Source organism: Streptomyces thioluteus, from assembly GCF_039535865.1.
This window is the reverse complement of record NZ_BAAAXZ010000124.1, coordinates 1-26,315: the sequence shown is the minus strand read 5'-3', so window position 1 is coordinate 26,315 and position 26,315 is coordinate 1. Positions and strand designations below refer to the sequence as shown.

The 26,315-nt window shown below is 71.6% G+C and carries 20 protein-coding genes and 4 pseudogenes; 20 read left to right on the top strand and 4 right to left on the bottom strand.

Annotation, left to right across the window (positions count from 1 at the left end):
• The first annotated feature begins 90 nt into the window (after positions 1 to 90).
• The 6 genes and pseudogenes from ABD794_RS16440 (at position 91) to gap (ending at position 5,272) form a co-directional block, all read left to right on the top strand.
• A pseudogene (locus ABD794_RS16440) lies at positions 91 to 595 on the top strand (gluconokinase).
• 26 nt (positions 596 to 621) lie between these two features.
• Positions 622 to 2,020, top strand: a pseudogene (locus ABD794_RS16435) (GntP family permease).
• A gap of 113 nt (positions 2,021 to 2,133) precedes the next feature.
• Positions 2,134 to 3,099, top strand: a complete 966-nt coding sequence (locus ABD794_RS16430; RefSeq protein ID WP_344964172.1) for a helix-turn-helix domain-containing protein — start codon at positions 2,134 to 2,136, stop codon at positions 3,097 to 3,099.
• Positions 3,047 to 3,172: pseudogene (locus ABD794_RS16425) on the top strand (DUF397 domain-containing protein); the annotation flags it as partial. The gene ABD794_RS16430 and the pseudogene ABD794_RS16425, both read left to right, overlap by 53 nt.
• Before the next feature lie 41 nt (positions 3,173 to 3,213).
• Positions 3,214 to 4,170 (top strand): GlxA family transcriptional regulator, encoded by a 957-nt coding sequence (locus ABD794_RS16420; protein ID WP_344964170.1) that lies wholly within the window; start codon positions 3,214 to 3,216, stop codon positions 4,168 to 4,170.
• Positions 4,171 to 4,273: 103 nt separating this feature from the next.
• Positions 4,274 to 5,272 (top strand): type I glyceraldehyde-3-phosphate dehydrogenase, encoded by a 999-nt coding sequence (gene gap, locus ABD794_RS16415; RefSeq protein ID WP_344964168.1) that lies wholly within the window; start codon positions 4,274 to 4,276, stop codon positions 5,270 to 5,272.
• Positions 5,273 to 5,460: 188 nt separating this feature from the next.
• Here the strand turns inward: gap and ABD794_RS16410 are convergent, their stop codons facing one another.
• Genes ABD794_RS16410 through ABD794_RS16400 form a run of 3 tightly spaced genes read right to left on the bottom strand, consistent with a single transcriptional unit; the run spans position 5,461 to position 8,887 of the window.
• Positions 5,461 to 6,570 carry an acyltransferase family protein gene (locus ABD794_RS16410; RefSeq protein WP_344964166.1) on the bottom strand — a complete coding sequence of 370 codons (1,110 nt, stop codon included), beginning with the start codon at positions 6,568 to 6,570 and terminating at the stop codon, positions 5,461 to 5,463.
• On the bottom strand, positions 6,567 to 7,925 hold the full coding sequence (locus ABD794_RS16405) for a polysialyltransferase family glycosyltransferase (RefSeq protein WP_344964164.1): 1,359 nt from the start codon (positions 7,923 to 7,925) through the stop codon (positions 6,567 to 6,569). The genes ABD794_RS16410 and ABD794_RS16405 overlap by 4 nt, the downstream gene beginning before the upstream one ends.
• Positions 7,922 to 8,887 carry a glycosyltransferase family 2 protein gene (locus ABD794_RS16400; protein ID WP_344964186.1) on the bottom strand — a complete coding sequence of 322 codons (966 nt, stop codon included), beginning with the start codon at positions 8,885 to 8,887 and terminating at the stop codon, positions 7,922 to 7,924. The genes ABD794_RS16405 and ABD794_RS16400 overlap by 4 nt, the downstream gene beginning before the upstream one ends.
• Positions 8,888 to 9,074: 187 nt before the next feature.
• Here ABD794_RS16400 and ABD794_RS16395 point away from each other — a divergent pair, with 187 nt between their 5' ends.
• The 12 genes from ABD794_RS16395 to ABD794_RS16340 all read left to right on the top strand — a co-directional run bounded on the left by ABD794_RS16395 (position 9,075) and on the right by ABD794_RS16340 (position 23,626).
• Positions 9,075 to 10,400, top strand: a complete 1,326-nt coding sequence (locus tag ABD794_RS16395; protein ID WP_344964162.1) for a DUF6716 putative glycosyltransferase — start codon at positions 9,075 to 9,077, stop codon at positions 10,398 to 10,400.
• Between the two features lie 188 nt (positions 10,401 to 10,588).
• Positions 10,589 to 11,803 carry a cytidylyltransferase domain-containing protein gene (locus tag ABD794_RS16390; RefSeq protein WP_344964185.1) on the top strand — a complete coding sequence of 405 codons (1,215 nt, stop codon included), beginning with the start codon at positions 10,589 to 10,591 and terminating at the stop codon, positions 11,801 to 11,803.
• An 85-nt stretch (positions 11,804 to 11,888) separates the two neighbouring features.
• Entirely contained in the window at positions 11,889 to 12,839 is a 951-nt protein-coding gene (locus ABD794_RS16385; RefSeq protein WP_344964159.1) for an N-acetylneuraminate synthase family protein, read from the top strand.
• An 11-nt stretch (positions 12,840 to 12,850) separates the two neighbouring features.
• Positions 12,851 to 14,002, top strand: coding sequence for a hypothetical protein (locus tag ABD794_RS16380; protein WP_344964156.1), 1,152 nt, complete (start codon positions 12,851 to 12,853; stop codon positions 14,000 to 14,002).
• Positions 14,003 to 14,134: 132 nt separating this feature from the next.
• Positions 14,135 to 15,385, top strand: coding sequence for an amidohydrolase (locus tag ABD794_RS16375; RefSeq protein WP_344964154.1), 1,251 nt, complete (start codon positions 14,135 to 14,137; stop codon positions 15,383 to 15,385).
• Positions 15,386 to 15,517: 132 nt separating this feature from the next.
• Positions 15,518 to 16,549, top strand: a complete 1,032-nt coding sequence (locus ABD794_RS16370; protein WP_344964152.1) for a BMP family lipoprotein — start codon at positions 15,518 to 15,520, stop codon at positions 16,547 to 16,549.
• A gap of 161 nt (positions 16,550 to 16,710) precedes the next feature.
• Positions 16,711 to 18,312: an ABC transporter ATP-binding protein gene (locus ABD794_RS16365; protein WP_425586046.1), complete on the top strand. Its 1,602-nt coding sequence runs from the start codon at positions 16,711 to 16,713 to the stop codon at positions 18,310 to 18,312.
• On the top strand, positions 18,309 to 19,436 hold the full coding sequence (locus tag ABD794_RS16360; protein ID WP_425586044.1) for an ABC transporter permease: 1,128 nt from the start codon (positions 18,309 to 18,311) through the stop codon (positions 19,434 to 19,436). Before ABD794_RS16365 ends, ABD794_RS16360 begins: the two co-directional genes overlap by 4 nt.
• Positions 19,433 to 20,722 (top strand): ABC transporter permease, encoded by a 1,290-nt coding sequence (locus ABD794_RS16355; protein WP_344964147.1) that lies wholly within the window; start codon positions 19,433 to 19,435, stop codon positions 20,720 to 20,722. Before ABD794_RS16360 ends, ABD794_RS16355 begins: the two co-directional genes overlap by 4 nt.
• Entirely contained in the window at positions 20,719 to 21,117 is a 399-nt protein-coding gene (locus tag ABD794_RS16350) for a cytidine deaminase (RefSeq protein WP_344964144.1), read from the top strand. The genes ABD794_RS16355 and ABD794_RS16350 overlap by 4 nt, the downstream gene beginning before the upstream one ends.
• A gap of 102 nt (positions 21,118 to 21,219) precedes the next feature.
• Positions 21,220 to 22,377 (top strand): thymidine phosphorylase, encoded by a 1,158-nt coding sequence (locus ABD794_RS16345; protein WP_425586043.1) that lies wholly within the window; start codon positions 21,220 to 21,222, stop codon positions 22,375 to 22,377.
• Positions 22,378 to 23,449: 1,072 nt separating this feature from the next.
• A complete protein-coding gene (locus ABD794_RS16340; RefSeq protein WP_344964142.1) occupies positions 23,450 to 23,626 on the top strand; it encodes a hypothetical protein in 177 nt (58 codons plus the stop codon).
• Positions 23,627 to 23,863: 237 nt separating this feature from the next.
• On the opposite strand, the pseudogene ABD794_RS16335 reads toward ABD794_RS16340, so the two are convergent.
• Positions 23,864 to 25,164 (bottom strand): annotated as a pseudogene (locus tag ABD794_RS16335) (MFS transporter); the annotation flags it as partial.
• Between the two features lie 145 nt (positions 25,165 to 25,309).
• On the opposite strand from ABD794_RS16335, the gene ABD794_RS16330 reads away from it, so the two are divergent.
• Together ABD794_RS16330 and ABD794_RS16325 are read left to right on the top strand one after the other, a co-directional pair.
• Complete coding sequence (locus ABD794_RS16330; RefSeq protein WP_344964139.1) at positions 25,310 to 25,705, top strand: hypothetical protein; 396 nt, start codon at positions 25,310 to 25,312, stop codon at positions 25,703 to 25,705.
• A 397-nt stretch (positions 25,706 to 26,102) separates the two neighbouring features.
• Positions 26,103 to 26,303 carry a hypothetical protein gene (locus tag ABD794_RS16325; RefSeq protein WP_344964137.1) on the top strand — a complete coding sequence of 67 codons (201 nt, stop codon included), beginning with the start codon at positions 26,103 to 26,105 and terminating at the stop codon, positions 26,301 to 26,303.
• The last annotated feature ends 12 nt before the right edge of the window (positions 26,304 to 26,315 follow it).

Below are 26,315 nucleotides of genomic sequence, written 5' to 3'. Positions count from 1 at the left end.
TATGACGTTTAGGTCACAGGGGCTTGAATACGTCGTACGTCTTGCGTTTCAGTGGGGCGGCAGCCGCAGGAGACAGTGAGGTACTCACGCATGGCATCCCCCCACGTCGTCGTGGTGATGGGCGTCGCGGGCACGGGCAAGACCACGGTCGGGCCCCTGGTCGCGGACGCCCTCGGCGTCCCCTACGCCGAGGGCGACGACTTCCACCCCGCCCGCCAACATCGCCAAGATGTCCGGCGGCGTCCCGCTGGACGACGCCGACCGCGAGCCCTGGCTCGACGCGATCGGCGCATGGGCGCGCGGGCGGGCCGGGAAGGGCGGGGTGGTCAGCTGCTCCGCGCTCAAACGCGCCTACCGCGACCGGCTCCGGGCCGCCGCGCCCGGCGTCGTCTTCCTGCACCTGACCGGCTCGCGCGAACTGATCGCGGCCCGGATGGCCGCCCGCAAGGGCCACTTCATGACGACCCGGCTCCTGGACTCGCAGTTCGCGACCCTGGAGCCGCTGGAGGCCGACGAGGCCGGGGTCGCCGTGGACGTCGCCCCCGCGGCGGCCGTCATCGCCGAGCGCGCGGTCGCCGGGCTGCGCCGCCTGTAAACCCCCACCTCCTCTAAGGAAGCCCCGTGAGCACTCTCAGCGTCGAGATGCTGGCCGCGGCCCCCGCCGGACCGATCACGTCGGCGGGCCACGCACAGCTGGGCATCGCCGTACTCGCCGGCATCGCCGTCATCGTCCTCCTGATCACCCGGTTCCGGCTGCACGCCTTCCTGGCCCTGACCATCGGGTCATTGGTGCTCGGCGCCTCGGCCGGGGCTCCGCTCGACAAGGCGATCACCTCCTTCACGACCGGGCTCGGTTCGACCGTCGCCGGTGTCGGCGTCCTCATCGCCCTCGGGGCGATACTCGGCAAGCTGCTGGCCGACTCCGGCGGCGCGGACCAGATCGTGGACACGATCCTGGCGAAGGCGGGCGGCCGGGCCATGCCCTGGGCGATGGTGCTGATCGCGGGCGTCATCGGGCTGCCGCTCTTCTTCGAGGTGGGGATCGTGCTGCTGATCCCCGTGGTGCTGCTGGTGGCCAAGCGGGGCGGGCACTCGCTGATGCGGATCGGGATCCCGGCGCTGGCCGGTCTGTCCGTGATGCACGGCCTGGTGCCGCCGCACCCCGGGCCGCTGGCGGCGATCGACGCGATCGGCGCCAACCTCGGCGTCACCCTCGCGCTCGGCGTCCTCGTCGCCGTGCCGACCGCCGTGATCGCCGGCCCGCTCTTCTCCCGCGTCGCCGCGCGCTGGGTCGACGTCGCCCCGCCGGAGAAGCTGGTGCCGCAGCGGCCGTCGGAGGAGCTGGAGCGGCGCCCCGGCTTCGGCGTCACGGTGGCGACGGTGCTGCTGCCGGTGGTGCTGATGCTGGTGAAGGCGCTGGTGGACGTCGTCGTGGACGACCCTAAGCACCACGTCCAGCGCGTCGCCGACGTCATCGGCTCCCCGCTGATCGCCCTCCTCGCGGCGGTGCTGGGTCGGCATGTTCACCCTCGGCCGCGCGGCCGGCTTCGGCCGGGACCGGCTCGCCTCGACGGTCGAGAAGTCGCTGGTGCCGATCGCCGGGATCCTGCTGATCGTCGGCGCGGGCGGCGGCTTCAAGCAGACGCTGATCGACGTCGGCGTCGGGCAGATGATCCTGGACTTCTCCAAGTCCTGGTCGGTTTCCGCGCTGTTGCTGGCATGGCTGATCGCGGTCGGCATCCGGCTGGCGACGGGCTCGGCGACGGTGGCGACGATCTCGGCGGCGGGGCTGGTGGCGCCGCTGGCGGCGGACATGAGCACGGCGCATGCGGCGCTGCTGGTGCTGTCGGTGGGAGCCGGGTCGCTCTTCTTCAGCCATGTGAACGACGCCGGGTTCTGGATGGTGAAGGAGTACTTCGGGATGGACGTCGGCCAGACGCTGAAGAGCTGGTCGGTGATGGAGACGATCATCTCGGTGGTGGGGCTGGGCTTTGTGATGCTGTTGTCGTTGGTGGTGTAGAAGCCGCTCCCGGCTTCCGGGTGTCCTGATCCTGTGTAGCGGGCATCAAACGCGAGGTTCGGATTCCACCCGCTCCGGGTGCGCCCGGAAGGCTACTTTGCCTTCCAGATGGCATGGCGGAGCGGGGAGTTGAGGGAATGGCAGTCGAACCTGTCTCTTTGATCGTGGAGTTCGGGCGGGAGATCAGGTATGCCCGGGAGGCCCGGGGGTGGACACAGGAGATGCTCGCGTCCAAGTTGTGGGTCCAGCAGCCGTATGTGAGCAAGGTCGAGAGGGGGCAGCAGCTCGCCAGCCCCCAGTTCGCCGAGCAGTGCGACAAGGTGTTCGGTACGCCGGGTGTGTATGCGCGGATGCGCCAACGGGCGGCCGATGCGGGTAATCCGGTGTGGATGATCCCGTATCTGCAGTTCGAGCGCAGGGCGGTGAGCATCTGCGACTACTCGCCCACCCTGGTCCCGGGCATCCTGCAAACGCCCGAATACGCCGAAGCCGTATACCGGGCGGCCAGTCCGAACGACCCGGTCGACCGGATCCAGCAGCGAGTGGACGACCGCATGCGGCGCCGGGAGCTGTTCGACGGGCCCAATCCCCCGTCGCTCTGGGTCGTCCTGCACGAGGCCGCGCTGTGGTCCGACATGGGCGGCCCGGACGTCATGCGAGGGCAACTGCGGCACCTTGTGTCGGTGATTGAGCATCCCCTCATCACGGTCCAGGTGTTCCCCCTCGGTGACACCCCGGCGAGGCGGGCGCCGTTCATCCTGCTCAAGCAGCAGAACGGGGCCGAAGTCCTTTACGCGGAGAGCTATGTGCAGGGGCAAGTGCACGATGCGCCGGAAGTGGTGGCCGAGGCGCGTGCTACGTACGATCGTTTGCGCGCCAACGCCCTGTCGCTTCCCGATTCGCTCTCCGTCATCCGTCACCTTATGGAGGCGTACGACCATGAACCCCACCCACAACCTCGCCCGCGCGACATGGGTGAAGTCCAGTCACAGCGAGGGCAACGGAGGCACCTGCGTCGAGTGGGCCCCCGCGTTCATATCCACCGGCGCCATACCCGTCCGGGACAGCAAGCGCCCTGATGGTCCCGCGCTCACCGTTTCCTCGCCCGCGTGGTCCTCGTTCGTGGCGATCGTCAGGGATGGGGAACGGTGAGCGGGCCCAGGGGGCGGCACGTCCCCGCGTAACCTCTTCCTGTGCCAGCCTCCCGCCCGCATCGCGTCGCCGTCCTCGTGCTGGAGGGCGCGAAGCCGCTCGATGTCGGAATTCCCGCGCAGGTCTTCACGACCCGCGCGAGCATGCCGTACGAGGTGCGGGTGTGCGCGGCGGCCCCCGGGCTCGTGACCGGCGGCGACGGCCTGTCGTACTACGCCGCCGACGGCCTCGACGCGCTGGCGTGGGCCGACATCGTCTTCGTCCCCGGTTACCGGTTTCCGGGCCGCGACGACCCGCCGCGGGCCGTCGTCGACGCGCTGATCGCCGCCCACGAACGGGGTGCGCGGCTCGCCGCCATCTCGACGGGCGCCTTCGCGCTCGCCGCCACGGGCCTGCTCGACGGCAAGCGCGCCACGACGCACTGGCATTACGCGCGGGCGCTCGCGGCGAAGCATCCGCTCGTCCGGGTCGACGAGAACGTTCTGTTCGTCGACGAGGGCAGCGTGCTGACGTCGGCCGGCGCGGCATCGGGCATCGACCTGTGTCTGCACATCCTGCGCGGCGACCTCGGGGTGGCCGCGTCGAACCACGCGGCCCGGCGCCTGGTCGCGGCCCCCTACCGCAGCGGCGGTCAGGCGCAGTACGTGCCGCGCAGCGTGCCCGAGCCGCTGGGGGAGCGGTTCGCCGCCACCCGTGAGTGGGCGCTGCACCGGCTGGGCGAGACCCTCACCCTCGAACTGCTCGCCCGGCACGCCGCGGTGTCGCCGCGCACCTTCTCGCGGCGCTTCGTCGAGGACACGGGGTACACGCCGATGGAGTGGGTCATGCGGGCCCGCATCGACCTGGCCCGTGAGCTGCTGGAGCGTTCGGAGCGGCACATCGAGCAGATCGCCGCCGACGTCGGCCTGGGCACCGGTGCCAATCTGCGGTTGCACTTCCATCGCGTCCTCGGCACGACGCCGAGCGAGTACCGGCGCACCTTCACCCGGGGCGAGTAGCCCGCCGCCACCTGGCGCGATCCTTTTGAACCCTGGCGATCACGCCGCTGTCACGGGCGGACGCGGCGCGCGAAATTGAGGGTGAACCGAAGGGACACCACTCATGACGCGCATCGCCATCAACGGATTCGGCCGCATCGGACGCAATGTGCTGCGTGCACTGCTGGAACGTGACAGCGACCTGGAGATCGTCGCGGTCAACGACCTCACGGAGCCCGCCACCCTCGCGCGGCTGCTCGCCTACGACACGACGGCCGGCCGGCTCGGTCGCCCGGTGACCGTCGACGGGGACGCACTCGTCGTCGACGGACGTCGCATCACGGTGCTCGCCGAGCGCGAACCGGCGCGGCTGCCGTGGGCCGAACTCGGCGTGGACATCGTGCTGGAGGCGACCGGCCGCTTCACCTCGGCCGGGGCCGCCCGCGCCCACCTCGCCGCCGGCGCGAAGAAGGTGCTGGTCGGCGCGCCGTCGGAGGGTGCCGATGTCACGCTGGCGTTCGGGGTCAACACGGACGCGTACGACCCGGACGTGCACACGATCGTCTCGAACGCCTCCTGCACGACCAACGCCCTCGCGCCGCTGGCCGCGGTGCTCGACGAACTCGCCGGCATCGAGCACGGCTTCATGACGACGGTGCACGCCTACACGCAGGAGCAGAACCTGCAGGACGGTCCGCACCGCGACGCCCGCCGCGCCCGTGCCGCCGCCGTCAACATCGTCCCGACCACGACGGGCGCCGCCAAGGCGATCGGCCTCGTGCTGCCGCAGCTCGACGGCAAGTTGTCGGGCGACTCGATCCGTGTGCCGGTTCCGGTGGGCTCGATCGTCGAACTCAATACGACGGTCGCCCGCGACGTGACGCGCGACGAGGTGCTCGCGGCGTACCGCGCCGCGGCGGAGGGGCCGCTCGCCGGCATCCTGGAGTACTCGGACGACCCGCTCGTGTCGTCCGACATCACGGGCAATCCGGCCTCGTCGATCTTCGACTCGGCCCTCACCCGCGTCGACGGCCGCCACGTCAAGGTGGTCGCCTGGTACGACAACGAGTGGGGCTTCTCGAACCGCGTGATCGACACGCTCCGGCTGCTCGCCACCCGCTGACCGACGCCGGGGCCGTACCCCGCTTCCGGCGACCGCACCGGGCGCGCCGCCCTCAACCCCCGTGCACGCCCACCTGATAGCCGGCCGCGTGGGCGAGACGGATCATCTCCGTGAGCTCGGCGGCCCGTTGCTCTGTGCGCGGTGATCGCGGGCCTGGAGGCCACGCTGTCCAGGGGCTAGGGCGTGCCCTAGCGGTCGAGTGCCCTGCGCAGCAACGGCGTCAGCCGCCGCTCCACCAGGACGTGCAGCACCCACGCCAGCCCCAGCATCAGCGCGAGCGTCAGCCCGAAGACGGCGTACGACGGCAGGCCCAGTCCCCGGTGCAGCGCGCCGACGACGACCCAGCCGAGGTGCTCGTGCACCAGGTAGAAGGGGTACGTGAGCGCCCCCGCCAGCGGCAGCCACCGCCAGTTCGCCCGGTGCGCCCGGCCCGTGGCGATGAGTGCGACGGCCGCGTACCCCAGCGCCAGGACCGCGATGATGACGGACGGCGAACGGTACGAGAAGTAGTGCGGGTTGGGCGGGTGCCACAGCCCGGCCACCGCGTAGCGCTGGCCGATCAGGAAGCTCGCCGCGACGATGCCCCAGGACAGTGCGGAGTGCCCGTACCGGTGGACGAGGTACAGGCCGATGCCGCCGATGAAGAACGGCGCGTGCTCGGGCATGGTGACCACCCGGAGGGATTCGACGTGCCCGGCCGTCGTGATCACGGCGGCCAGCGTCCACACCGCGCAGAAGAGGACGACGCGCCGTCTCGTCGCACCCGGCAGGACGACGAAGAGCGCGAAGAGGGCATAGAACCGCACCTCGGCCCAGAGCGTCCAGCACACCCCGAGCACCCGCTCGGCGCCGACCGGTTGCTGGAGCATGGTGAGGTTGACCAGGGTGTCGCTGAACGAGACCGTCCTGTACGTGACCCACGGCAGCGCGAACGCCAGCGTCACCAGCAGGATCGCGGCCCAGTACGCGGGGTAGAGGCGGGCCGCGCGCGAGGCGAAGAAGGAGCGCAGGGAGCGTCCCCAGCCGCTCATGCAGATCACGAAGCCGCTGATGACGAAGAAGATCTGCACGCCCAGGCAGCCGTAGGCGAACGCCGTGGAGACGTGCGGGAATTCGTGCCGGGGCGAGGCGCCCCACGCGGTGGCGATCTCCCCGTCCCGCCCGCCGTAGTGGTACAGCGCCACCATCAGCGCGGCGATCAGCCGCAGCCCGTCCAGGGCGTACAGCCGCCCGCCGCGGCGGGCCGGCAGGCGTTCCTCCGGCCGTGCGACGGGCGGGGCGGGGACGGTGGCCGTCATGAGGACTTCTTCCTGCTCGGCCGGCCCTTGCTCAGGCGGCGCTGCACGGCGCGGGCCCGGCGGGCCAGCCGGCGCACGGCGGGATTCCGGGGCAGGAAGGCCAGTTGGGACGGGACGGCGCCGGGCAGCGCCAGGGCGGTCAGGCGTCGGCGTTTGAAGTAGCGCCATGTCGTGGGGTTCAGGCGGTGCGTCAGGTAGCGTTCGGCCGCGCGGCGCAGGTCGGGGTTGATCTGCGGTTGCATCGCGTAGCCGACCGCCGTCAGCAACTCCTGGGCGTCACCCGCGAGGACGGTGCTCTCCGTGCTCTCCAGCGGCGGCAGGAGCGCGTCGACGAGGGTGACCGGGATCCGGTTGCTGTTCTGGTACGGAGCGAGCCGCTCCAGCAGCAGGTCCGTGCCGGTGCGGACGGCCGGGAGGCCGTGGAAGGCGCCGGCGGTCATCAGGGCCGTGGAGAAGCAGCCGACGACGAGGGCGGGGCGCAGCCGCAGGTAGAGGACCTCCGCGAGCGCGGGGGAGTCCACGACCGTGAGCTCCGCCCCGAGCCGGGCGGCCTCCTCCTCCAGCATCCGCGACCAGCGGGCGGGCGCGGTGGGGTGGGGCTTGAAGACGACGGAGCGGTGGCCGCGCGCGACCGCGCCGCGCAGCATGCGCACGTGCAGCCGTTCCTCCTCCTCGGGGGTGAGGATGTCCAGCGCCGAGAGGTACTGGCCGAGCAGGAGCGCGGACTCCTCGGGGACGGGCGGGAGTTCGGGGGTGGCGTCGGCGATCTCGGCCAGCACCTTGGCGAAGATCTCGCCGGGGATCGTCTCCGCCGCCACGCCGAACTCCCGCAGCAGCAGCGGCCGCAGGCCGGGTACGAGGTCGAGGTGGAGGAGGCGGCGGACGCGGGTGCCGACCAGCGGGTCGAGCTTGTTGCGGGTGGGGCCGTAGCTCATCAGTCCGTCGGCGTAGACGTCCAGGGGTGCCCCGGGGAAGACCTGGGCGAGCGCGAGCGCCGGGTTGACCTGGAGGGACTCCAGGACGATCTCGACGTCGTCGTCGCCCAGCCCCCACAGCAGCCTCAAGTGCCGTTCCCACAGCGGGGCGTCGTCGGGGCGGGGCGACCAGCCGGCGGGGTGGAACGGGCTGATCGTCCCGTTCCAGGAGAGCACGCCGTCGAAGCGGGCGCGCAGCCGGTCGAAGCCGGGGGCCAGGTCGGGGCCGGGCGTGGTCTCGGGGACGGCGGCGTTGTTGGCGACGAGCAGCAGGCGCCGGTCGGCCGGAGGGAGGAGCCCGGCGTCGAGGGCGGCGGCGAGGGTCGCCGTGCCGTAGAGGGTGGAGGCGAGGAGGAGTTGGGTGCGCGGGCGGCCGGTCATCGGGCGAGCACCGTCCGCCGGACGCGGCGCAGTCGTCGCGCGCGGTCCGCGTCCATGGAATTCAGGGCGTCGTTCAGCAATCGCGGTGGCATCCGTTTCATGGCGGCGGCGCTCTTCGAACGCAGGGCCCGGGCGACGTCGGGTTCGAATCGTTCGATGGAGCCGAGGTGATGGGAAATGATCGCGCAATAGGTGCGTACGGCTTTCGGGAGCAGCGCCTCGGCGTCGCGGTCGCGGGCCGTTTCTTCGAGCACCTGGTCGAATGCGCGGAGGAAATCGAGTTGGCGTACGTCGCCGATCTGGGTGAGGGAGGAGGCGACGCCCCGGCGGTAGAAGACGCCGAGCAGTCCGGCCACCGCGAAGGTGTCCGCCTCCCGGTGCAGCCGCCAGATCCAGGGCCGGTCCTCGGCCGTGCGCAGGCCGTGCCGGAAGTGCAGCAGCCCCGCGTCCAGCAGCCGCCGGTGGTAGACGCCGGCCCAGGCGTACGGATAGTCCACGGAGGTCGTGCGGTCGGCGGGCAGTATGGCGTCGCGCGGGTCGAGCGCGACGCCGCGACGGCCGTGCGGGACGCGGTGGACGGTGCGGGCGCGGCCGGTGCACTGGACGTGGTCGGTGCGGACGAAGTCCACGTCCAGCCCCTCGATGGCGGAGAGGAGCTGTCGCAGATGGCCGGGCGCGAGCCAGTCGTCCCCGTCGAGGAAGGTCAGGTACGTGCCGCGCGCCGCGTCCAGGCCGGTGTTGCGGGCGGTGGCGAGGCCGCCGTTGGCCGTGTGGCGCACCAACACGGCTCCGGGCAGCTCGCGTTCCGCGCGTTCCAGGAGGGCGCCCGTCCCGTCGGTCGAACAATCGTCGACGAGAATGAATTCGAAATCCCGGTGGGCGTTCGCATTCAGGCTCCGCAGGGTGTCCTGCGCGTAGGTCTGCACATTGAAGAACGGCACGATGACGGAGAGCTTGACCACTCGCGTCACGGTAGGTGACGCCCCGGCATTCGTCCTGTCCGCCAGCACAAGCGGAAGTGAACGACGCGCGGCGGAATGATGAACCGGGCGCGCCCGTCCGTCGATTCTCCGGGCGTCGGTGTGCTGTTTACCGATTGTTGAGCTCGCGTTGGTCAGCCAAACCGAATCAATTCCTATCGTCGGTGCCGTGCCCTCAGCGCCTTCACGTACCGAAAGCCCGCCCCGGGTCGCCGTCCTCGCGGATTCCGACACCCGGTGGAAATGGGGAGCGCTCACCGCGCAGCGGCTCGCGCCCGGCGCCCGTCCGGACGGATTCCTGCTCCGCGGGCGCGCCACCCCGACCCCGCGCCAGCTCGCCGAAGTGGGCGTGGACTGGATGCGGTTGACGGAGGTGACGGGCCCGGAGTTCACCGCCGCCGCCGGGCCGGAGCGGTACGACGTCGTCCTGCTCGCCTGCGTCGGCGGCGCCGTGCAGGCCCTGCTGCACGGGCTGGCCCACGCGTGGCAGGGGGCCCGGCAGAGGCCCGTCGTCGCCACCGGGTACGTGGGCGTGGTCTACGAGAAGCTCGCCGACGGGCTGCTGCTGCGGCACGGTGCGGATGTCGTGCTGGCCAACTCCCGCCACGACGCGGAGCGGTTCCGCGCGGTGTACGAGGGGGTGGGCGCCGACGCCGGGAGCGTCACCGAGTGCGCGCTGCCCTTCCTGGAAAGGGCGCCGTACGAGCCCGCCGATCCCGAAGTGCGGCCGTACACGGTCGTGTTCGCCGCCCAGCCCTCCGTCCCCGACCGGCGGGAGGACCGGCTGTACCTGCTGGAGCGCGCCGCGCGGCACGCCCGGCTGCATCCGCGGCGCGAGGTCCTGGTCAAGCTGCGCAGCCGGCCCGGTGAACACACCACGCACATCGAGGAGTTGCCCTACCAGCGGCTGGCGGCGCGGGTCACGGGCGGACTGCCCGCCAACTGCCGCCTGGTGTACGGCAACATGGGCGAGGTCCTGGACCGGACCGACCTCCTGGTGACCGTCAGCTCGACCGCCGCTCTGGAGGCGCTGCACCGGGGCATTCCCACCGCCGTTCTCACGGACCTCGGGATCCGCGAGCAGCTCGGCAACCACCACTTCCTCGGCTCCGGCTGCCTCGCCTCCTGGGACCGGCTCGACGCCGGCCACCTGCCCAAGCCCGAGCCGGAGTGGCTCGCCCGCCAAGGAGTCGCCACCGAGGGGGCGTTCGCCGCCGCGCGGCGGCGCGTCGCCAGCCTCCTCACGCCCCCCGGCCCGCCACCCCTCGCGCCGTACTACACCGCGGAGACGGCCCCCGGCTACCTGCCCGGCATCCTCGCCCGCCACGGCTTCGACCCCCGCGGCCGCCCGCTGCCCGGCCGCGCGGCGCCGCCCGGCGAGGAGGGCGCCCTGCGCCGCACCGCCCGGGGCGTGCTGCGGGACGCGGCGCGCGGCGCGTACCGGCACGGCGTCCAGCGGGTGGCGCCGGTGATCCGACGGATGGGGGACCTGTGATGCGGGGCGCGCCTGCGGCGCGGAGGCCGGCGGCGGGGACTCCGGCGCGGCCGGCAGGTCCACCGGGGTCCGCCGGGTCCGCGGCCGTACCGGGACCCGTGCCCGTACCCGCGCCGTCCGCGCCGGGGGACGACGCCCCCGCCCCCGCGCCGTACCCCGCAGTCACCGCATCCTCCGAGGAGCACGCCATGCCCGCCGTCCTGGCCGTCGTCCCCGCCCGCGGCGGGTCCAAGGGGGTGCCCGGCAAGAACCTCGCCCGGGTCGGCGGCGTGCCGCTGGTCGTCCGCGCGGTCCGTGCCTGCCGGGAGGCCCGGCTGGTCACGGACGTCGTCGTCTCCACCGACGACCCCGCCGTCGCCGCCGCCGCGCGGGAGGCCGGCGCCAGGGTGGTCGAGCGGCCCGCGGAGCTCGCCGGGGACGCCGCGACCAGCGAATCCGCCGTGCTGCACGCCCTCGACGCCCACGAGGCGGCGACCGGCCGCGCCGTGGACGCCGTCCTGCTGGTGCAGTGCACCAGCCCCTTCCTGACCGCCGGGGACATCGACGCGGTGACCGCCGCCGTCACGGAGGGCGGCGCGGACAGCGCGCTGACCGTGGCGCCCTTCCACGGCTTCGTCTGGCGGGCCGGAGAAACGGTCGCGGAAATGGCCGGAAATCGACCGTCCGACGACGGCGCCCACGGCGTCAACCATGACAAGAAGCACCGGCCCCGGCGCCAGGACCGGCCACAGGACCTCCTGGAGACCGGGGCCGCCTACGCGATGCGCGCCGCCGGCTTCCGCGCCGCCCGCCACCGCTTCTTCGGCCGCACCGCGCCCGTCCCCACCGACCCCGCCCGCGTCCTGGAGATCGACGACCCGGACGACCTGGCCCGCGCCCGCGCCCTGGCGCCCCTCCTCGACGCCCCGGACTTCGACGCCCCGGACTTCCCCGGCCGGGACGACATCGACGCCGTCGTCCTCGACTTCGACGGCACCCAGACCGACGACCGCGTCCTCGTCGACGCCGAGGGCCGCGAACTCGTCGCGGTCCACCGCGGCGACGGGCTCGGCGTGGCCGCCCTGCGCCGCGCCGGGCTGGCCCTGCTGATCCTCTCCACGGAGGTGAACGCCGTCGTCGCCGCCCGCGCCCGCAAGCTCAACGTGCCGGTGGTGCACGGCACCGACACCAAGGACGCCGTGCTCAAGCAGTGGTGCGACGAGCGCGGCATCGACCCCGGGCGGGTGCTCTACGCCGGCAACGACGTCAACGACCTGCCCTGCTTCCGGCTCGTCGGCTGGCCCGTGGCCGTCGCCGACGCGCACCCGGCCGTACGGGACGCCGCGCGCGCCGTCACCCGCGCGCCGGGCGGCCGCGGCGCCGTCCGCGAGATCGCCGGCCGGCTCCTGGGCCCCGAGCTCTGACCCCCGCACCGTGACCCCCGCACCGTGACCCCCGCACCGTGACCCCCGCACCACCCGTCCCCACCCACACGTAAGGAACCGCTCCATGACCCCCACCGGCGCCGCCGTGCGCACCCGTCTCCTCGGCGACCGTCCCGTAGGCCCCGACCACCCGGTCTACGTCACCGGCGAGATCGGCATCAACCACAACGGCGACCTGGACACGGCCCTCGCGCTCGTCGACGCCGCCGTCGACGCGGGCTGTGACGCCGTCAAGTTCCAGAAGCGCACCCCCGAGATCTGCACCCCGCGCGACCAGTGGGACGTCGAACGCGACACCCCCTGGGGGCGGATGAGCTACATCGACTACCGCTACCGGGTGGAGTTCGGCGAGGACGAGTACCGCAGGATCGACGAGCACTGCCGGGAGCGCGGGATCGCCTGGTTCGCCTCGCCCTGGGACGTGGAGTCCGTCGCCTTCCTGGAGAAGTTCGGCGTCCCCGCCCACAAGGTCGCCTCCGCCTCGCTCACCGACGACGAGCTGCTCCGCGCCCTGCGGGCCACCGGGCGCACGGTCGTGCTCTCCACCGGGATGTCCACGCCCGCGCAGATCCGGCACGCCGTCGAGGTGCTCGGCAGTGGGAACGTCCTGCTGTGCCACGCCACTTCCACCTACCCGGCCCGGGCCGCCGAGCTCAACCTCCGGGTGATCCACACGCTCCAGGCCGAGTACCCCAACGTCCCCATCGGTTACTCCGGCCACGAGACGGGCCTGCAGACCACGCTGGCCGCCGTCGCGCTGGGCGCCTGCTTCGTCGAGCGGCACATCACCCTGGACCGCGCCATGTGGGGCTCGGACCAGGCCGCCTCCGTCGAACCCGGCGGCCTGGCACGGCTGGTGCGCGACGTGCGGGTCGTCGAGGAGGCGCTCGGCGACGGGGTCAAGCGGGTCTACGACAGCGAGCTCGCCCCGATGCGCAAGCTGCGCCGGGTCGCGGGCGTCGTCGCCCAGTCGGCGGCCCGCCCGTCCGCCGGCCGTCCGACCGCAGCGGTCTGACGGGCCCGCCGATGAGCGCCCCCGACGGGATCCCCCCGGCCGACACCCTGGCCTTCGTGGAGAGCCCGGTCCAGCTCCTCAACGTCCTTGAGTGGGCGCACGACCAGCCGCACGGCGAACCGCAGGACGGCGCCGGCTCCGTGCCCGCCCAGCGCACCAGCGGCTCGGACCTGCGCCGGGCCCTGCCGGGACCGCTCGACATGGTGGTCGTCGTGCTCGCCCCGCACGACCCGATGACCCGCGGCCAGTTGCGCCGCATGGCCGAACTCGCCCGCGACCAGGGCCACCGGCTGCGCTGGGAGGAGGCGCGCGGCTCCGCCGCCGCGCCCCTGCGCACCGTCGGCTCCCTCGCCGGGCCGCTGCGTGCGGCGCGGCGCGTCGTCATCGGGGATCCGTTCTCGCGCTACGTCCAGCTGCTGCTGACCCTCGCCCGGCCGCGGGAGCTGGTGGTGGTGGACGACGGGACGGCGACGATGGAGTTCGTGGCCCAACTCGCCCGTGGCGAACGGTTCGTGCGCTGGCACCGGCCGTGCGGCGGCCGGGGGGCGCGTGATCTCGTCTTCGCGCCGGTGTCCGCTTCGGCGCGCCGGATGCTCACCCCGAACGACCACCGAAGTGTGCACCTGTTCACCTCGATGCCGGTCGAACCGCCCCCGGGAGTGACGGTCACCGCCAACGGCTTCGCCTGGACGCGCGCCACGTTCGGCCCGCCGCGGCTGACCCGCTCCACCGATCTGGTGGGCACCTCCCTGGTCGAGACCGGGGTCGTCGAGGGCGAGCGCTACCTGGAGGCCGTCGGCGCCCTGGCCGCCGCCCACGGCGCGACGCGCTACTTCGCGCACCGACGCGAGAGCACGGACAAACTGCGCCTGATAGCCGGGCGGCTGGGCCTGGAGGTCGTCCGGCCGGAGCTGCCCCTGGAGCTGGTGGCCCGCCGCGGGCCCATGGGGCGTACGGTGCTGAGCTTCCCGTCCACCGTCGTGCACACCCTCCCGCTCGCCCTCGCGGGCACCGACGTCACCGTCGCCGTCTGCGACGTCGATCCCTCCTGGCTCACCGCACACGCCTCGTCCCGGGCGCAGGGCTTCCTCTCGCGGGTCACCGGGAGCGCACGCCACGTACGCCGCCTACCGCAGATGTCCGCCCCGGCGCGTACCACCTGACAGTGTCTCGCAAAGGTACGCCGTAAATACGGGTCATACCCCCCTCGTAACCCATCCATGCGGCTGAACTTTTCACGATTGGAGGGCAGTTGCCCTGTGGAGGGCTCTACTCTTCAGAGGGTGAAGCAACTGATGCCCTGTGAAGCCGCTCCTGCCACTCCTGTTGGTGATCTTGAAGGCGCTCCGGCCGGCTCGCTGCCCGGTCTCCTCCCGGCCGGGCTCGCTGCCGAACTCATCGCCTTCCGCCGGGACTTGCACATGCACCCCGAGCTGGGCAACCGGGAGTTCCGCACCACCGCGGCGATCAGGGCAAGACTCGAGAAGGCCGGGCTGCGCCCGCGGACGCTTCCCGCGGGCACCGGGCTGATCTGTGACATCGGGCGTCCCCGGCCGGGCGCCGAGCGCCGCCCGCTGCTCGCCTTCCGCGCGGACCTCGACGCGCTGCCCATCCCCGACACCAAGACGGTGCCGTACCGCTCGACGGTGCCCGGCGCCGCCCACGCCTGCGGGCACGACGTGCACACCACCGTCGTCCTCGGCACTGGTCTGGTGCTCGCCGCGCTGGACCGGGAGGGGCTGCTGCCGCACCCGGTGCGGCTGGTCTTCCAGCCCGCCGAGGAGATCCTGCCCGGCGGCGCGCTGAAGGCGATCGAGGGCGGGGCGCTGGAGGGCGTCGGCCGGATCGTCGCCGTGCACTGCGACCCCAAGGTCGAGGTCGGCCGGCTCGGGCTGCGCACCGGGGCGATCACCTCCGCCTGCGACAAGCTGGAGGTCGCCCTGGACGGCCCCGGCGGCCACACCGCCCGCCCGCACCTGAGCACGGACATGGTGACCGCCGCCGCCCGGGTGGCCACCGACGTCCCGGCGCTGCTGGCGCGGCGGGTGGACACCCGGGCCGGGCTGGCGGTGACCTGGGGCCGGCTGGAGACCGGGCACGCGGCCAATGTGATCCCGCAGCGCGCCGAGCTCTCCGGCACGGTCCGCTGCCTGGACATCGACGCCTGGCGGGACGCGCCCGACCTGGTGCACGCGGCGGTCGACGAGGTGGCCGCGCTGCACCGCGCCAAGTCGCAGATCACCTACATCCGGGGCGTCCCGCCCGTCGTCAACGACCAGGAGATCGCCGCGCTGCTGGGCCGGGCCATGACCGCGCGGCGCGGGGCGGACGCGGTGGAGGACACCGAGCAGAGCCTGGGCGGGGAGGACTTCTCCTGGTACCTGGAGCACGTCCCGGGCGCGATGGCCCGGCTCGGCGTGCGGCCGGTGGGGGACACCTCGCGCCGCGATCTGCACTGCGGGGACTTCGACGTGGACGAGGGTGCGATCCGGGTCGGTGTGGAGCTTTTTACAGCCGCAGCACTGCTGGATCGTCCCAATTTGTAGGTTTCTCCGACAACTGTTCGGTTAGCGACGATCCGATAACGGCTTCGGGCTACCTCTTTTCAGGCCATCTACGCGCGTTACGATCCCGTCGAAACCAGCGCCAACGGAGGCGCTTCGAGTGAAGGGGCCCTCGTGCGCCGGGTATCCACGATCACTGTTGCGGGCATTGCCACCGCGGCTCTCGCATTCACCCTCACCGCCTGTGGCGAGTCGTCCACCGAGTCCAGTGGCGGAAAGAACAAGGGCCTCGGTCTCGCCTTCGACGTCGGCGGCCGTGACGACCACTCCTTCAACGAGTCCGCCGCCCGTGGCGCGGACAAGGCGGAGAAGGAGCTGGGCTTCAAGAACAAGATGATGACCGCCAAGAACAGCGAGACCGAGGCCGAGCGCGAGCAGCGGCTGAACTCCCTGGCGGAGGCGGGCTACAACCCGGTCATCGGCGTCGGCTTCAACTACCAGAAGTCGGTCGAGAAGGTCGCCAAGGACCACCCGGACACCACCTTCGCCGTGGTCGACTCGGTCGCCGCGGGCAAGAACGTGGAGAGCATCACCTTCGGTGAGCACGAGGGCTCGTACCTGGCCGGTGTCGCCGCGGCCCTGAAGTCCAAGTCCCACAAGGTCGGCTTCATCGGCGGCGTCAACAACGCGCTGATCCAGAAGTTCCAGGCGGGCTTCGAGCAGGGCGTCAAGGCCGCCGACCCCAAGGCGCAGGTCGTCTCGCAGTACCTGTACCCGAACAACGACAAGGGCTTCAACGACCCGGCCGCGGCCAAGGACAAGGCCAAGGGCATGCTCGACTCGGGCATCGACGTGATCTACACGGCGGCGGGCCTCTCCGGCAACGGCTCCATCGAGGCCATCGCCGGCAAGAACGACGCCTGGGCCATCGGCGTGGACTCCGACCAGTACCAGCAGCCGGGCCTGGAGAAGTACAAGGACCACATCCTCACCTCCGTGGTGAAGAACGTGGACGTGGCGGTCTTCGACCTCGTCAAGAGCGTCAAGGACGGGAAGCCGATCACCGGGCCGAAGACGTACCTGCTCAAGGACGGCGGCGTCTCGCTGGCCACCTCGGGCGGTCACATCGACGACATCAAGGACAAGCTCGACGCCGCGAAGAAGGACGTCGTGGACGGCAAGGTCAAGGTCAAGACCCAGCCGTGACCCCGGGCCGGTGACGGCCGGCCGAAACGAACGGTGAGCGGGCCCGGCGGGGGGACTACCCCTGCCGGGCCCGCCCATGCCGGAGTCAACGCTACGCGCGTAGCGTGCCGTTGACCCGTGTAGCGTCGCCCACCCGCTCCCTTCCCCGAGGAGAGTGCGCCATCAAAGCGTCCAGTAGCAGCAAAGAGTCCAGCAGCGGCACCGCTCCCGCCGTGGAACTGCAAGGCATCACCAAGCGGTTCCCCGGCGTCGTGGCCAACCACGACATCCACCTCACGGTCCGCCGCGGCACCGTCCACGCCCTCTGCGGCGAGAACGGCGCCGGCAAGTCCACCCTGATGAAGATCCTCTACGGCATGCAGAAGCCGGACGAGGGCACCATCACCCTCGACGGCGAGCAGGTCGGCCTGCACTCGCCGGCCGACGCCATCGCGCGCGGCATCGGCATGGTGCACCAGCACTTCATGCTGGCCGACAACCTCACCGTCCTGGAGAACGTCGTCCTCGGCGCCGAGAAGCTCCACGGCATCGGCGGCAAGGCGCGTACGAAGATCAAGGAGATCTCCGACGCGTACGGCCTGGGCGTGCGCCCCGACGTCCTCGTCGAGGACCTCGGCGTCGCCGACCGCCAGCGCGTGGAGATCCTCAAGGTCCTCTACCGGGGCGCCCGTACGCTCATCCTCGACGAGCCGACCGCGGTGCTCGTGCCGCAGGAGGTCAGCGCGCTCTTCGACAACCTGCGCGAGCTCAAGGCCGAGGGCCTGACCGTCATCTTCATCTCGCACAAGCTCGGCGAGGTGCTCTCCGTCGCGGACGACATCACCGTCATCCGCCGCGGCACCACCGTCGGCACCGCCGTCCCCAGCGAGACCACGCCCAAGCAACTCGCCGAGCTGATGGTCGGCGAGGAACTGCCCTCGCCGGAGACCCGCGAGTCCACGGTCACCGACACCCCGATGCTCACCGTCGAGGGCCTGCACCTGTCGGCCACCGACTCCGACGGCGTGGTGCGCACCGTGCTGGACGGCATCGAGTTCACCATCCACAAGGGCGAGGTCCTGGGCCTCGCGGGCGTGGAGGGCAACGGCCAGGCCGAACTGGTCGAGGCGATCATGGGCATGCGCGACCCGGACGCCGGCACCGTTACCCTCGACGGCGCGGAGATCACCCACGCGCCCACCCGCAAGCGGCGCGAGGGCGGCATCGGCTACATCCCCGAGGACCGCCACCGGCACGGCCTGCTGCTGGAGGCCCCGCTGTGGGAGAACCGCATCCTGGGCCACGTCACGGAGAAGCCCAACAGCAAGGGCGTCTTCCTGGACAACAAGGCGGCGCGCGCCGACACCGAGCGGATCGTCCGCGAGTTCGACGTCCGCACCCCCGGCATCGAGGTCACCGCGGCCTCGCTCTCCGGCGGCAACCAGCAGAAGCTGATCGTCGGCCGCGAGATGAGCCACCACCCCAAGCTGCTGATCGCCGCGCACCCCACCCGGGGCGTGGACGTCGGCGCCCAGGCGCAGATCTGGGACCAGATCCGCGAGGCGCGCCGCGAGGGACTCGCGGTGCTGCTGATCTCCGCCGACCTGGACGAGCTGATCGGGCTCTCCGACACCCTGCGGGTGATGTTCCGCGGCCGCCTGGTCGCCGACGCCGACCCCGCCACCATCACCCCGGAGGAGTTGGGCTCGGCCATGACCGGCGCCGCTACCGGCCACCTTGAGCACGAGGAGAGCGAGAACGGGGAAGGGGGCGAGTCCAAGTGATCAAGAAGTTCGACAAGGCTGCGAAGTTCGACAAAAACAAGGCGATCCTGGCCGTCGCAGCCCCGCTCCTCGCGATCGTGGCCGCCATCGCGATCACTTCGATCATCATCGCGGCGACGGGCAAGGACCCGTTCCACGCCTACCAGGTGATGGTGGACTTCGGCTCGAAGAGCGACAGCCAGGTCTGGATCGTCAACAAGGCGACGCCGTACTACCTTTCCGCGCTGGCCGTCGCCATCGGCTTCCGGATGAACCTCTTCAACATCGGCGTCGACGGCCAGTACCGCATCGCGGCCTTCTTCGCCGCCGTCGTCGGCGGGGCGCTCACCCTGCCCGGCATCGTCCAGGTCCCGATCATCATCATCGTGGCGATGGCGGTCGGCGCGCTCTGGGCCGGCATCGCCGGTCTGCTGAAGACCACCCGCGGCGTCAACGAGGTGATCAGCACGATCATGCTCAACGCCATCGGCGCCTCGGTCATCGGCTACTTCCTCCAGGACGGCCGGCTGGCGAAGAAGGAGGGCAACCTGATCCACACGCCCTACCTGCCGGACTCCTCGCACTTCTTCGAGATCCCGACGACGCCCAAGCCGATCTACGGCTTCGTGGTGATCGCCGCGATCGCGGGCCTGGCCTACTGGTTCCTGCTGGGCCGCACCCGCTTCGGCTTCGACCTGCGCACCGTCGGCCAGTCCGAGTCGGCCGCCCAGGCCAGCGGCGTCAGCGTCAAGCGCATGATCATCACCTCGATGGTGCTCTCGGGCGCCGTCGCCGGCCTCGTCGGCATGCCGACCCTGCTCGGCGTCTCGTACAACTACGGCACCGACTTCCCCACCGGCATCGGCTTCACCGGCATCGCCATCGCGCTGCTCGGCCGCAACCACCCCATCGGCATGGCGCTCGGCGCCCTGCTCTGGGGCTTCCTGGAGCGCACCGGCACCCAGCTCGAATTCGAGGGCTACGCCCAGGAGATCGTCGGCGTGATCCAGGGCGTCATCGTCCTCTGCGTCGTCATCGCCTACGAGATCGTCCGGCGCTACGGCCTCAAGACCCAGCAGCGCAAGGTCGGCGAGGAGCTCGCCGCCCAGGCGCGCAAGAGCGACAAGGCGGAGGCAGCCGCATGAGTACGACCTTCACCTCCGGCCTCGCCGAACGGCTCACCGGCAAGAACAAGGGCGACGGCGGCCGGAAGCTGACCTACCCCATGGTCATGCTGATCATCGCGGGCGGACTGATCCTCCTCTCCGCGCTGCGCGCCCTCACCGACGCCAACGACCTGACCAGCTCGGGCCAGTTCAGCTCCGCCCTCGCGGCGGCCGTGCCGATCGGCCTCGCCGGCCTCGGCGGTCTGTGGGCCGAGCGCGCGGGCGTGGTCAACATCGGCCTCGAAGGCATGATGATGCTCGGCGCGTTCTCCGCCGGCTGGATGGGCTGGCAGCACGGCCCCTGGCTGGCGGCCGTCGCCGGCATCCTCGGCGGCGCGCTCGGCGGCCTCATCCACGCGGTCGCCACCGTCACCTTCGGCGTGGACCACATCATCTCCGGTGTGGCCATGAACATCCTGGCCCTGGGCATCACCCAGTACTTCGCCAAGCTCTGGTTCGGCGCCGAGGGCAGCGCGGCCCAGCAGGCGGGCGGCAACGACAAGCAGTCGCCCGTCATGGACAACATGCCGGACTTCTCCATCCCCGGTCTGTCCGGCTGGCTGCAGACCGTCGAGAAGCACCACTGGTTCCTGGTCTCCGACCTGGCCGGCATCCTGCGCGGCCTCGTCACCGACGTCTCCTGGCTGACGATCGTCGCCGCGCTGCTCTTCGCCGGCACGTTCTTCGTGCTGTGGCGCTCGGCCTTCGGCCTGCGCCTGCGCTCCTGCGGCGAGAGCCCGGTGGCCGCCGAGTCCCTCGGCGTGAACGTCTACACGTACAAGTACGCGGCCGTCGTCGTCTCCGGCGCCATGGCCGGCCTCGGCGGCGCGTTCCTTGCCATCGGCACGCACATGTACTCCGACGGCCAGACCGGCGGCCGCGGCTACATCGGTCTCGCCACGATGATCTCCGGCAACTGGCGGCCGGGCGGCGTGGCCATGAGCGCCGGCCTGTTCGGCTTCATGGACAGCCTCCAGCTGCGCTCCGGCGGTCCGACCGTCCACGCGCTGCTGCTGCTGATCGCGGTGCTGCTCGTCGGCTTCGCGGCCTGGCGCTTCAAGAGCGGCAAGGTGAAGCCGGCGATCGGGTCGGCCGTGGTGGCCGTGCTGCTGTTCGTCTGGTTCGCGCTGACGAAGACGGTGCCGCTGGAGTTCGTGGACGCCACGCCGTACGTGGTCACGCTGCTGGTGCTGTCCCTGTTCGCCACCCGGCTCCGGATGCCGAAGGCGAACGGCAAGCCCTACCGGAAGGGTCAAGGAAAGTGACGACCTCCCCCGAACTCTGGGAGGAGCTGCGCGCGCAGGCCCGGGACGCCATGTCCCGGGCCTACGCCCCGTACTCCGACTTCCCCGTCGGTGCCGCGGCCATCGTCGACGACGGCCGCGTGGTCACCGGCTGCAATGTGGAGAACGCCGCGTACGGCGTCGCCCTGTGCGCCGAGTGCGGTCTGATCTCCGCCCTCTTCTCCTCCGGCGGCGGCCGGCTCACCGCCTTCACCTGCTGCGACCGGCACGGCAACGTCCTGATGCCGTGCGGCCGCTGCCGCCAGCTCCTCTGGGAGCACGGCGGCCCGGAGCTGGAGGTCGACACGGCCTCCGGTATCCGCCCGCTGGCGGAGCTGCTGCCGGATGCGTTTGGGCCCGCTGACCTGAATCGTTAAAGATGTCCTCAAGCGCCGGACAGGCCGATGCGTCGGCTTGTCCGGGTCACTTTCCGACCCCGGGAAGATCTGAGGACGCACGAACTTAAGGAAAATGTGCTGATGGACGCCATTTCCGTCATCCGCGCCAAGCGCGACCGCGGCCGTCTGACCGACGAGCAGATCGACTGGATGATCGACGCCTACACCAAGGGCGTCGTCGCCGACGAGCAGATGTCCGCCCTCGCGATGGCGATCCTGCTGAACGGCATGGACCGCGCGGAGATCGCCCGCTGGACGGCGGCGATGATCAAGTCCGGCGAGCGCATGGACTTCTCGTCCCTGCCCGTCCCGACCGCGGACAAGCACTCCACCGGTGGCGTCGGCGACAAGATCACCCTGCCGCTGGCCCCCCTGGTCGCCGCCTGCGGCGCGGCCGTCCCGCAGCTCTCCGGCCGCGGCCTCGGCCACACCGGTGGCACGCTCGACAAGCTGGAGTCCATCCCCGGCTGGCGCGCGCTGCTCTCGAACGACGAGATGATGCAGGTCCTGCGCGACGTCGGCTCGGTCATCTGCGCGGCGGGCGACGGCCTGGCCCCGGCCGACAAGAAGCTCTACGCCCTGCGCGACGTCACCGGCACCGTCGAGGCGATCCCCCTGATCGCCTCCTCCATCATGTCCAAGAAGATCGCCGAGGGCACCGGCTCGCTGGTCCTGGACGTCAAGGTCGGCTCCGGCGCGTTCATGAAGAACATCGAGGACGCGCGCGAGCTCGCCTCGACGATGGTCGGCCTCGGCACCGACCACGGCGTCAAGACCGTCGCCCTGCTCACGGACATGTCCACCCCGCTCGAGGCCTCACCGCCAGGCCGAACGCGCTGGCTGAGCGTCCGCCGAGTCGGATCGAGGTCTCGCCGCGGCGGCACCCCGCGCCCGCGCGAGGGAACCGATCGTCGAGCTTGCACGCTGGCCCTGCCCGCGAGGATGCTGCACGGCAAGCGCCCTGGCCTGAACCCGCATCGCCGACCCGGCACCAAGGTCACCTCGCGACGTGCTGCGGCGATGCGACCACTGCGCGCGCCGACGATCATGATCGCCGCGCAGGCGGCTGACCCGGTGACGCGGACGCTCCCGGTCGCGAAGGAGCGCAGCACGTCACTCACGGCCTCCTCGTCCGGCTCCGTCCTCCAACCAGCTACGACACGCGTACGCCGTCACGGGCGTCTCGCACCCTCCTGGCTGACCTGTGGGCGCGACCTCAGCGCCCAGCGTCCGCTCTGAGCGCCAAGGAGGACGCCCGCTGCAGGCTTCTGGCGCGCGGCATCGAGCCTATGCCACGCGAAGCCTACCGGGCGACTCTTCGCGTCGTGGGCGGCCCAGCCTCTGATGACCTCCACACGGACAACGCGCGGAGAAGTTCGACTACGCCCTCGCGGCCCTGGAGGGCGCGTCGAAAGCGCCGCGCTGGGACGTACTTCATACGCCGACCGCGATCGTGAGCTGGACCGCGTAGTCGCGTAAGCGTTGCTCCTCGAGCGGGCCCGCGGCTGGCGCATAAGCCACCGCCCGCCGCACGCTTTTCTAGGGCTTTCAGCGACGGCCCCGCCCGCTCGTACGCCATTGAGCAAGGCCCCGTGTCACACCGGCGACTTCGGCCCCACGCTCGCGATGCGTGGAACTCGCTGGACGCCTCGCGGGTACCGGTGATGCCCGGGGTGGTGCCCCCAGGTCTTGGGTGGGTAACTCGAACCCGTCCGGTGGGTCCACTGCGAGCGATGCGAAGTAATCGCCGCTCTTCCGGGGCCAGTTGTCGGTGGAGCAGGTCACGTTGTAGTGGTCATGCGCCGATGGTGGCAGTGGAGGTCTGACAACCGGCCGCGGCGCGGGCCGGAAGGGCTTCCCGGACGAGTGCCGGGTGGCGCCAGTTGCGCCGCCGCACCGCCCACCTCTCACCTGCGTTTCCTCATTCGGGTGAAGGGGTTCAGTGGACCGGCACCGGTCCGGTTCGCCATGCTGGGATCGGTGACGTTCCGACCGAAGGAGACCGCCGTGAGCGCACTCGCTGGCTGACCGCCCGCAGGGTTACAGCCACGAGTGGGAGGAGCTCGTCCGCATCTGGGAGGAGACGGGACAGCGCCCGAGGGCTGCAAGGTGGAGATCATTGAGGGGATCGTCACCGGTGTCACACCAGCGCCTTCCATCGACCACAACGACATCGCGGGACATCGTCCAGCGCCGTCTGTACACCGTGATTCCCGAGAACTGGGGCATTGTACCAAACGCTGGTGCCTGCAGTGCCGTCGCGGGGGCGGACTTGTGTTCATCCCGGAATCTTGCGATCGTGCCGAAGGCCGTGCTGAGGGCCGAGTCCAGCCAATTCGTCGCCGCTTCCGGGGCCGAGCTCATCGTTGAGATCACCTCGAAGACCAATGCCAATCACGACCGCATCAAGAAGGCCGCCGGCTATGCACGGGCCCAAGTCCCGCTCTACTGCTCATCGACGATGGGCTCCTGGCGGCCCGAACCGTAACGCTTTACGGGGAGCCCAAGGACGATGTCTACCGAGTGCTGCAAGCGGGCAAGTTCGGCGACGATATCGACCTGCCCACGCCGTTTCGAGCTGACGATCTCGCACCGAACGAGTTCCCGGTGGACTGACGGCGAAGGGGCCGGCCCCACCAGAACAGGTGGTGGGGACCGGCCCCCTCCGGGTCCGTAAGGGCGCGCGGGCGCTACACCCGCACCGCCGTCGCCGAACGCCGCTCCACGAGCGCCTTTCCGCGTTCGCGTACAGCGTGATCGCCACGGGCCTCGGGCCACCATCGCGAGCCAGGCCCAGGACGGACCGTCCGTCCCAGCCCCCCGCCTGGAGGCCACCGCACCCACCGTGCCGCCCACCGACGACCCCAGGTAGTACGCCGTCTGGTAGAGCGCCGAGGCCTGGGCCGCGGCCCGTCGTCGCCGTCCGGCTCACGGACGACGAGGCGACCGCGTGCCCCGCGAAGAAGCCTCCCGTGATGAGCACGAGGCCGAGGAGCACCGCCGCCAGCGAGGAGGTCAGCGTCAGCAGCAGACCGGCCGTCGTCGCTGTGCCCATCGCCAGGTACAGCGCCCGCGCCGGCCGAGGGCGGCCGACCAGTTTGCCGGCCGCGGCGGACGAGGCCGTGCCGACCAGGTAGACGAGGAAGATCGAGCCGACGAGGGCCGGGCGCAGCGGAGAACGGCGCCTGCCGCCAGGCGGTAGCCGATGACCGTGTAGACCGCGCCCGAAGACGGTCATGAAGAGCGCGCCGATCAGGTACAGGCGCACCAGCAGCGGGTCGGACAGATGCCGTCCGACCGTGACGGGCCAGGGCCCGCGGGGAGACCGAACCGGGCGTGAAGTGCCGCGCCTTGGGTATCAGCAGCCGGAAAGACCAGCGGCGCAGACCACCGCCAGGACGCCGACCGCCGCCAGGCCACGCGCGCCAGCCCCACGCCTGGGCCCGTCCAGCCCGCGAGGACTCCGGCCGGACATGCCGCCGATCGCGTTGCCGGGCCACGAACAGACCGACCGCGCGCCCACCAGGGCCCTGGGCCGGACCTCCTCCGCCAGGTAGGCCATCGCCGAGGCGGCGGAGCGCCCGCCAGCGCGGCGCCCTGCAGCGCGCGCAGCCCCACCAGCCAGCCGAGGTCCGGGGCGAAGGGCACCAGCAGCCCGACGAACGCGGCCACGCACAGCGCCGCCGTCATCATCGCCCGCCGTCCGTACCGCTCGGACAGGGCGCTCAGCGGGACGACCGCGAGCGCCAGCCCGCCGGTCGCCGCGGGAAACGGTCCAGCTGGCCTGATCGGCCGTCACCCCGAGCCCGTCAGGACGAGGGGCGGGCAGCAGGGCCTGCGTGGAGTAGAGGAGGGCGAACGTGGCGACGCGCCCGCGGCGAAGAGCGCGAAGCTCATCCGGCGGTAGCCGGGGCCCGCCCGGCACCATCCGGGAATCGGCGGCGGAGGGAAGTGGGGGACGGCGAGGGGGAGGCATCCGCGCGTGCGCGACGACGACGGATGCCCCGGTATATCGGCAGGAGGCATGACCAGCACCGTAGGCACGCCGCAATAAATGCGTCCAATGCATGGGAACGGCCATAATCCATTCCGTGATGCAGTGAACGCAGGGTCAGAACGGCCTCTGTCACCAGTTGGCAACAGAAAAGACATCCCTAGTACTGGCGAATTCTTGACGGCCGACATGGGCCCGGACTCCTGGGGCGGCCACGCTCACCTCGCCGCGCCTCGCGCAGTTCGCGGGTCAGTGGCGCGGCACGAAGCACGTCACCGCGCCGCGCGCCAGCTGGAGATGCCCCAGCCGACGCTCAGCCGCTCGATGGCCCGCCTCGGAACGAGGACAGTGGGCCGTGCGCGCTGTGTTCGCCCGCACGGCCGGACGCTCTCGCTCACCGCCGCGGGCCGCACCTTCCTCGCCGCCGTGGAACGCGCCCTCGCCGACGTGGACCGCGCCGCCGAGCTCCGTACGCGCCGACGCGGACCCCGCCGTCGGCAAGATCGCTTCGGGCTTCCTGCACACGATGGCTCGGAGACCGTACCCGAGCTCATCCGCGCCTTCCGCGCCTGACCACGCCCCGCGTCCCGCTTCACAACGTCGTGCAGCCAACTACGGCGAGGGACCCATGATCGGAGCGGCCTCCGCGACGGCGACCTAGACCTCTTGCCTCACCTCGCCCGTCCCGGACGCGCCCCGACCTGGTTGCGCCCGCCTCGGCCTCGACGAGCAGAACAGGCTGCGGGGTCTCGGTCGTGCCCGACGACCACTAGCTGCGCAGCTCGCCGTATCCCGCGGCGCGCATCCGCGCCTCGCCGGAGGCCTCTCGGGCCGAGCTCTTACGTCACCCTCGAACCCGGCTACGGGCTGCGCGCCGGATCACCGACGGCTGCTCTGCGCCGCGAGGCCGGGTTCCAAGCCCGAAGGATCGCCTTCCGAGGGCGAGGACCCCGAGACGCTGCGCGGCCTGGTGGCCGCCGGGCTCGGCGTCGGCCCTGCTGCCGCCGCCCGCCGGCCGCGCCCGGCGTGGTGGAGCTCGCCGTCCACCGCGCCGCGCGCCGTCCGCGAGATCGGCGTCGCCTGGCTGACGGCCACCCGGACACCCCGCCGGTCGCCGCCTTCAACGCTTCCTGCTCTCGCGCCGCGGGCCAACTGCCTGCTCCACCGCTGAGCCGTGCCTCAG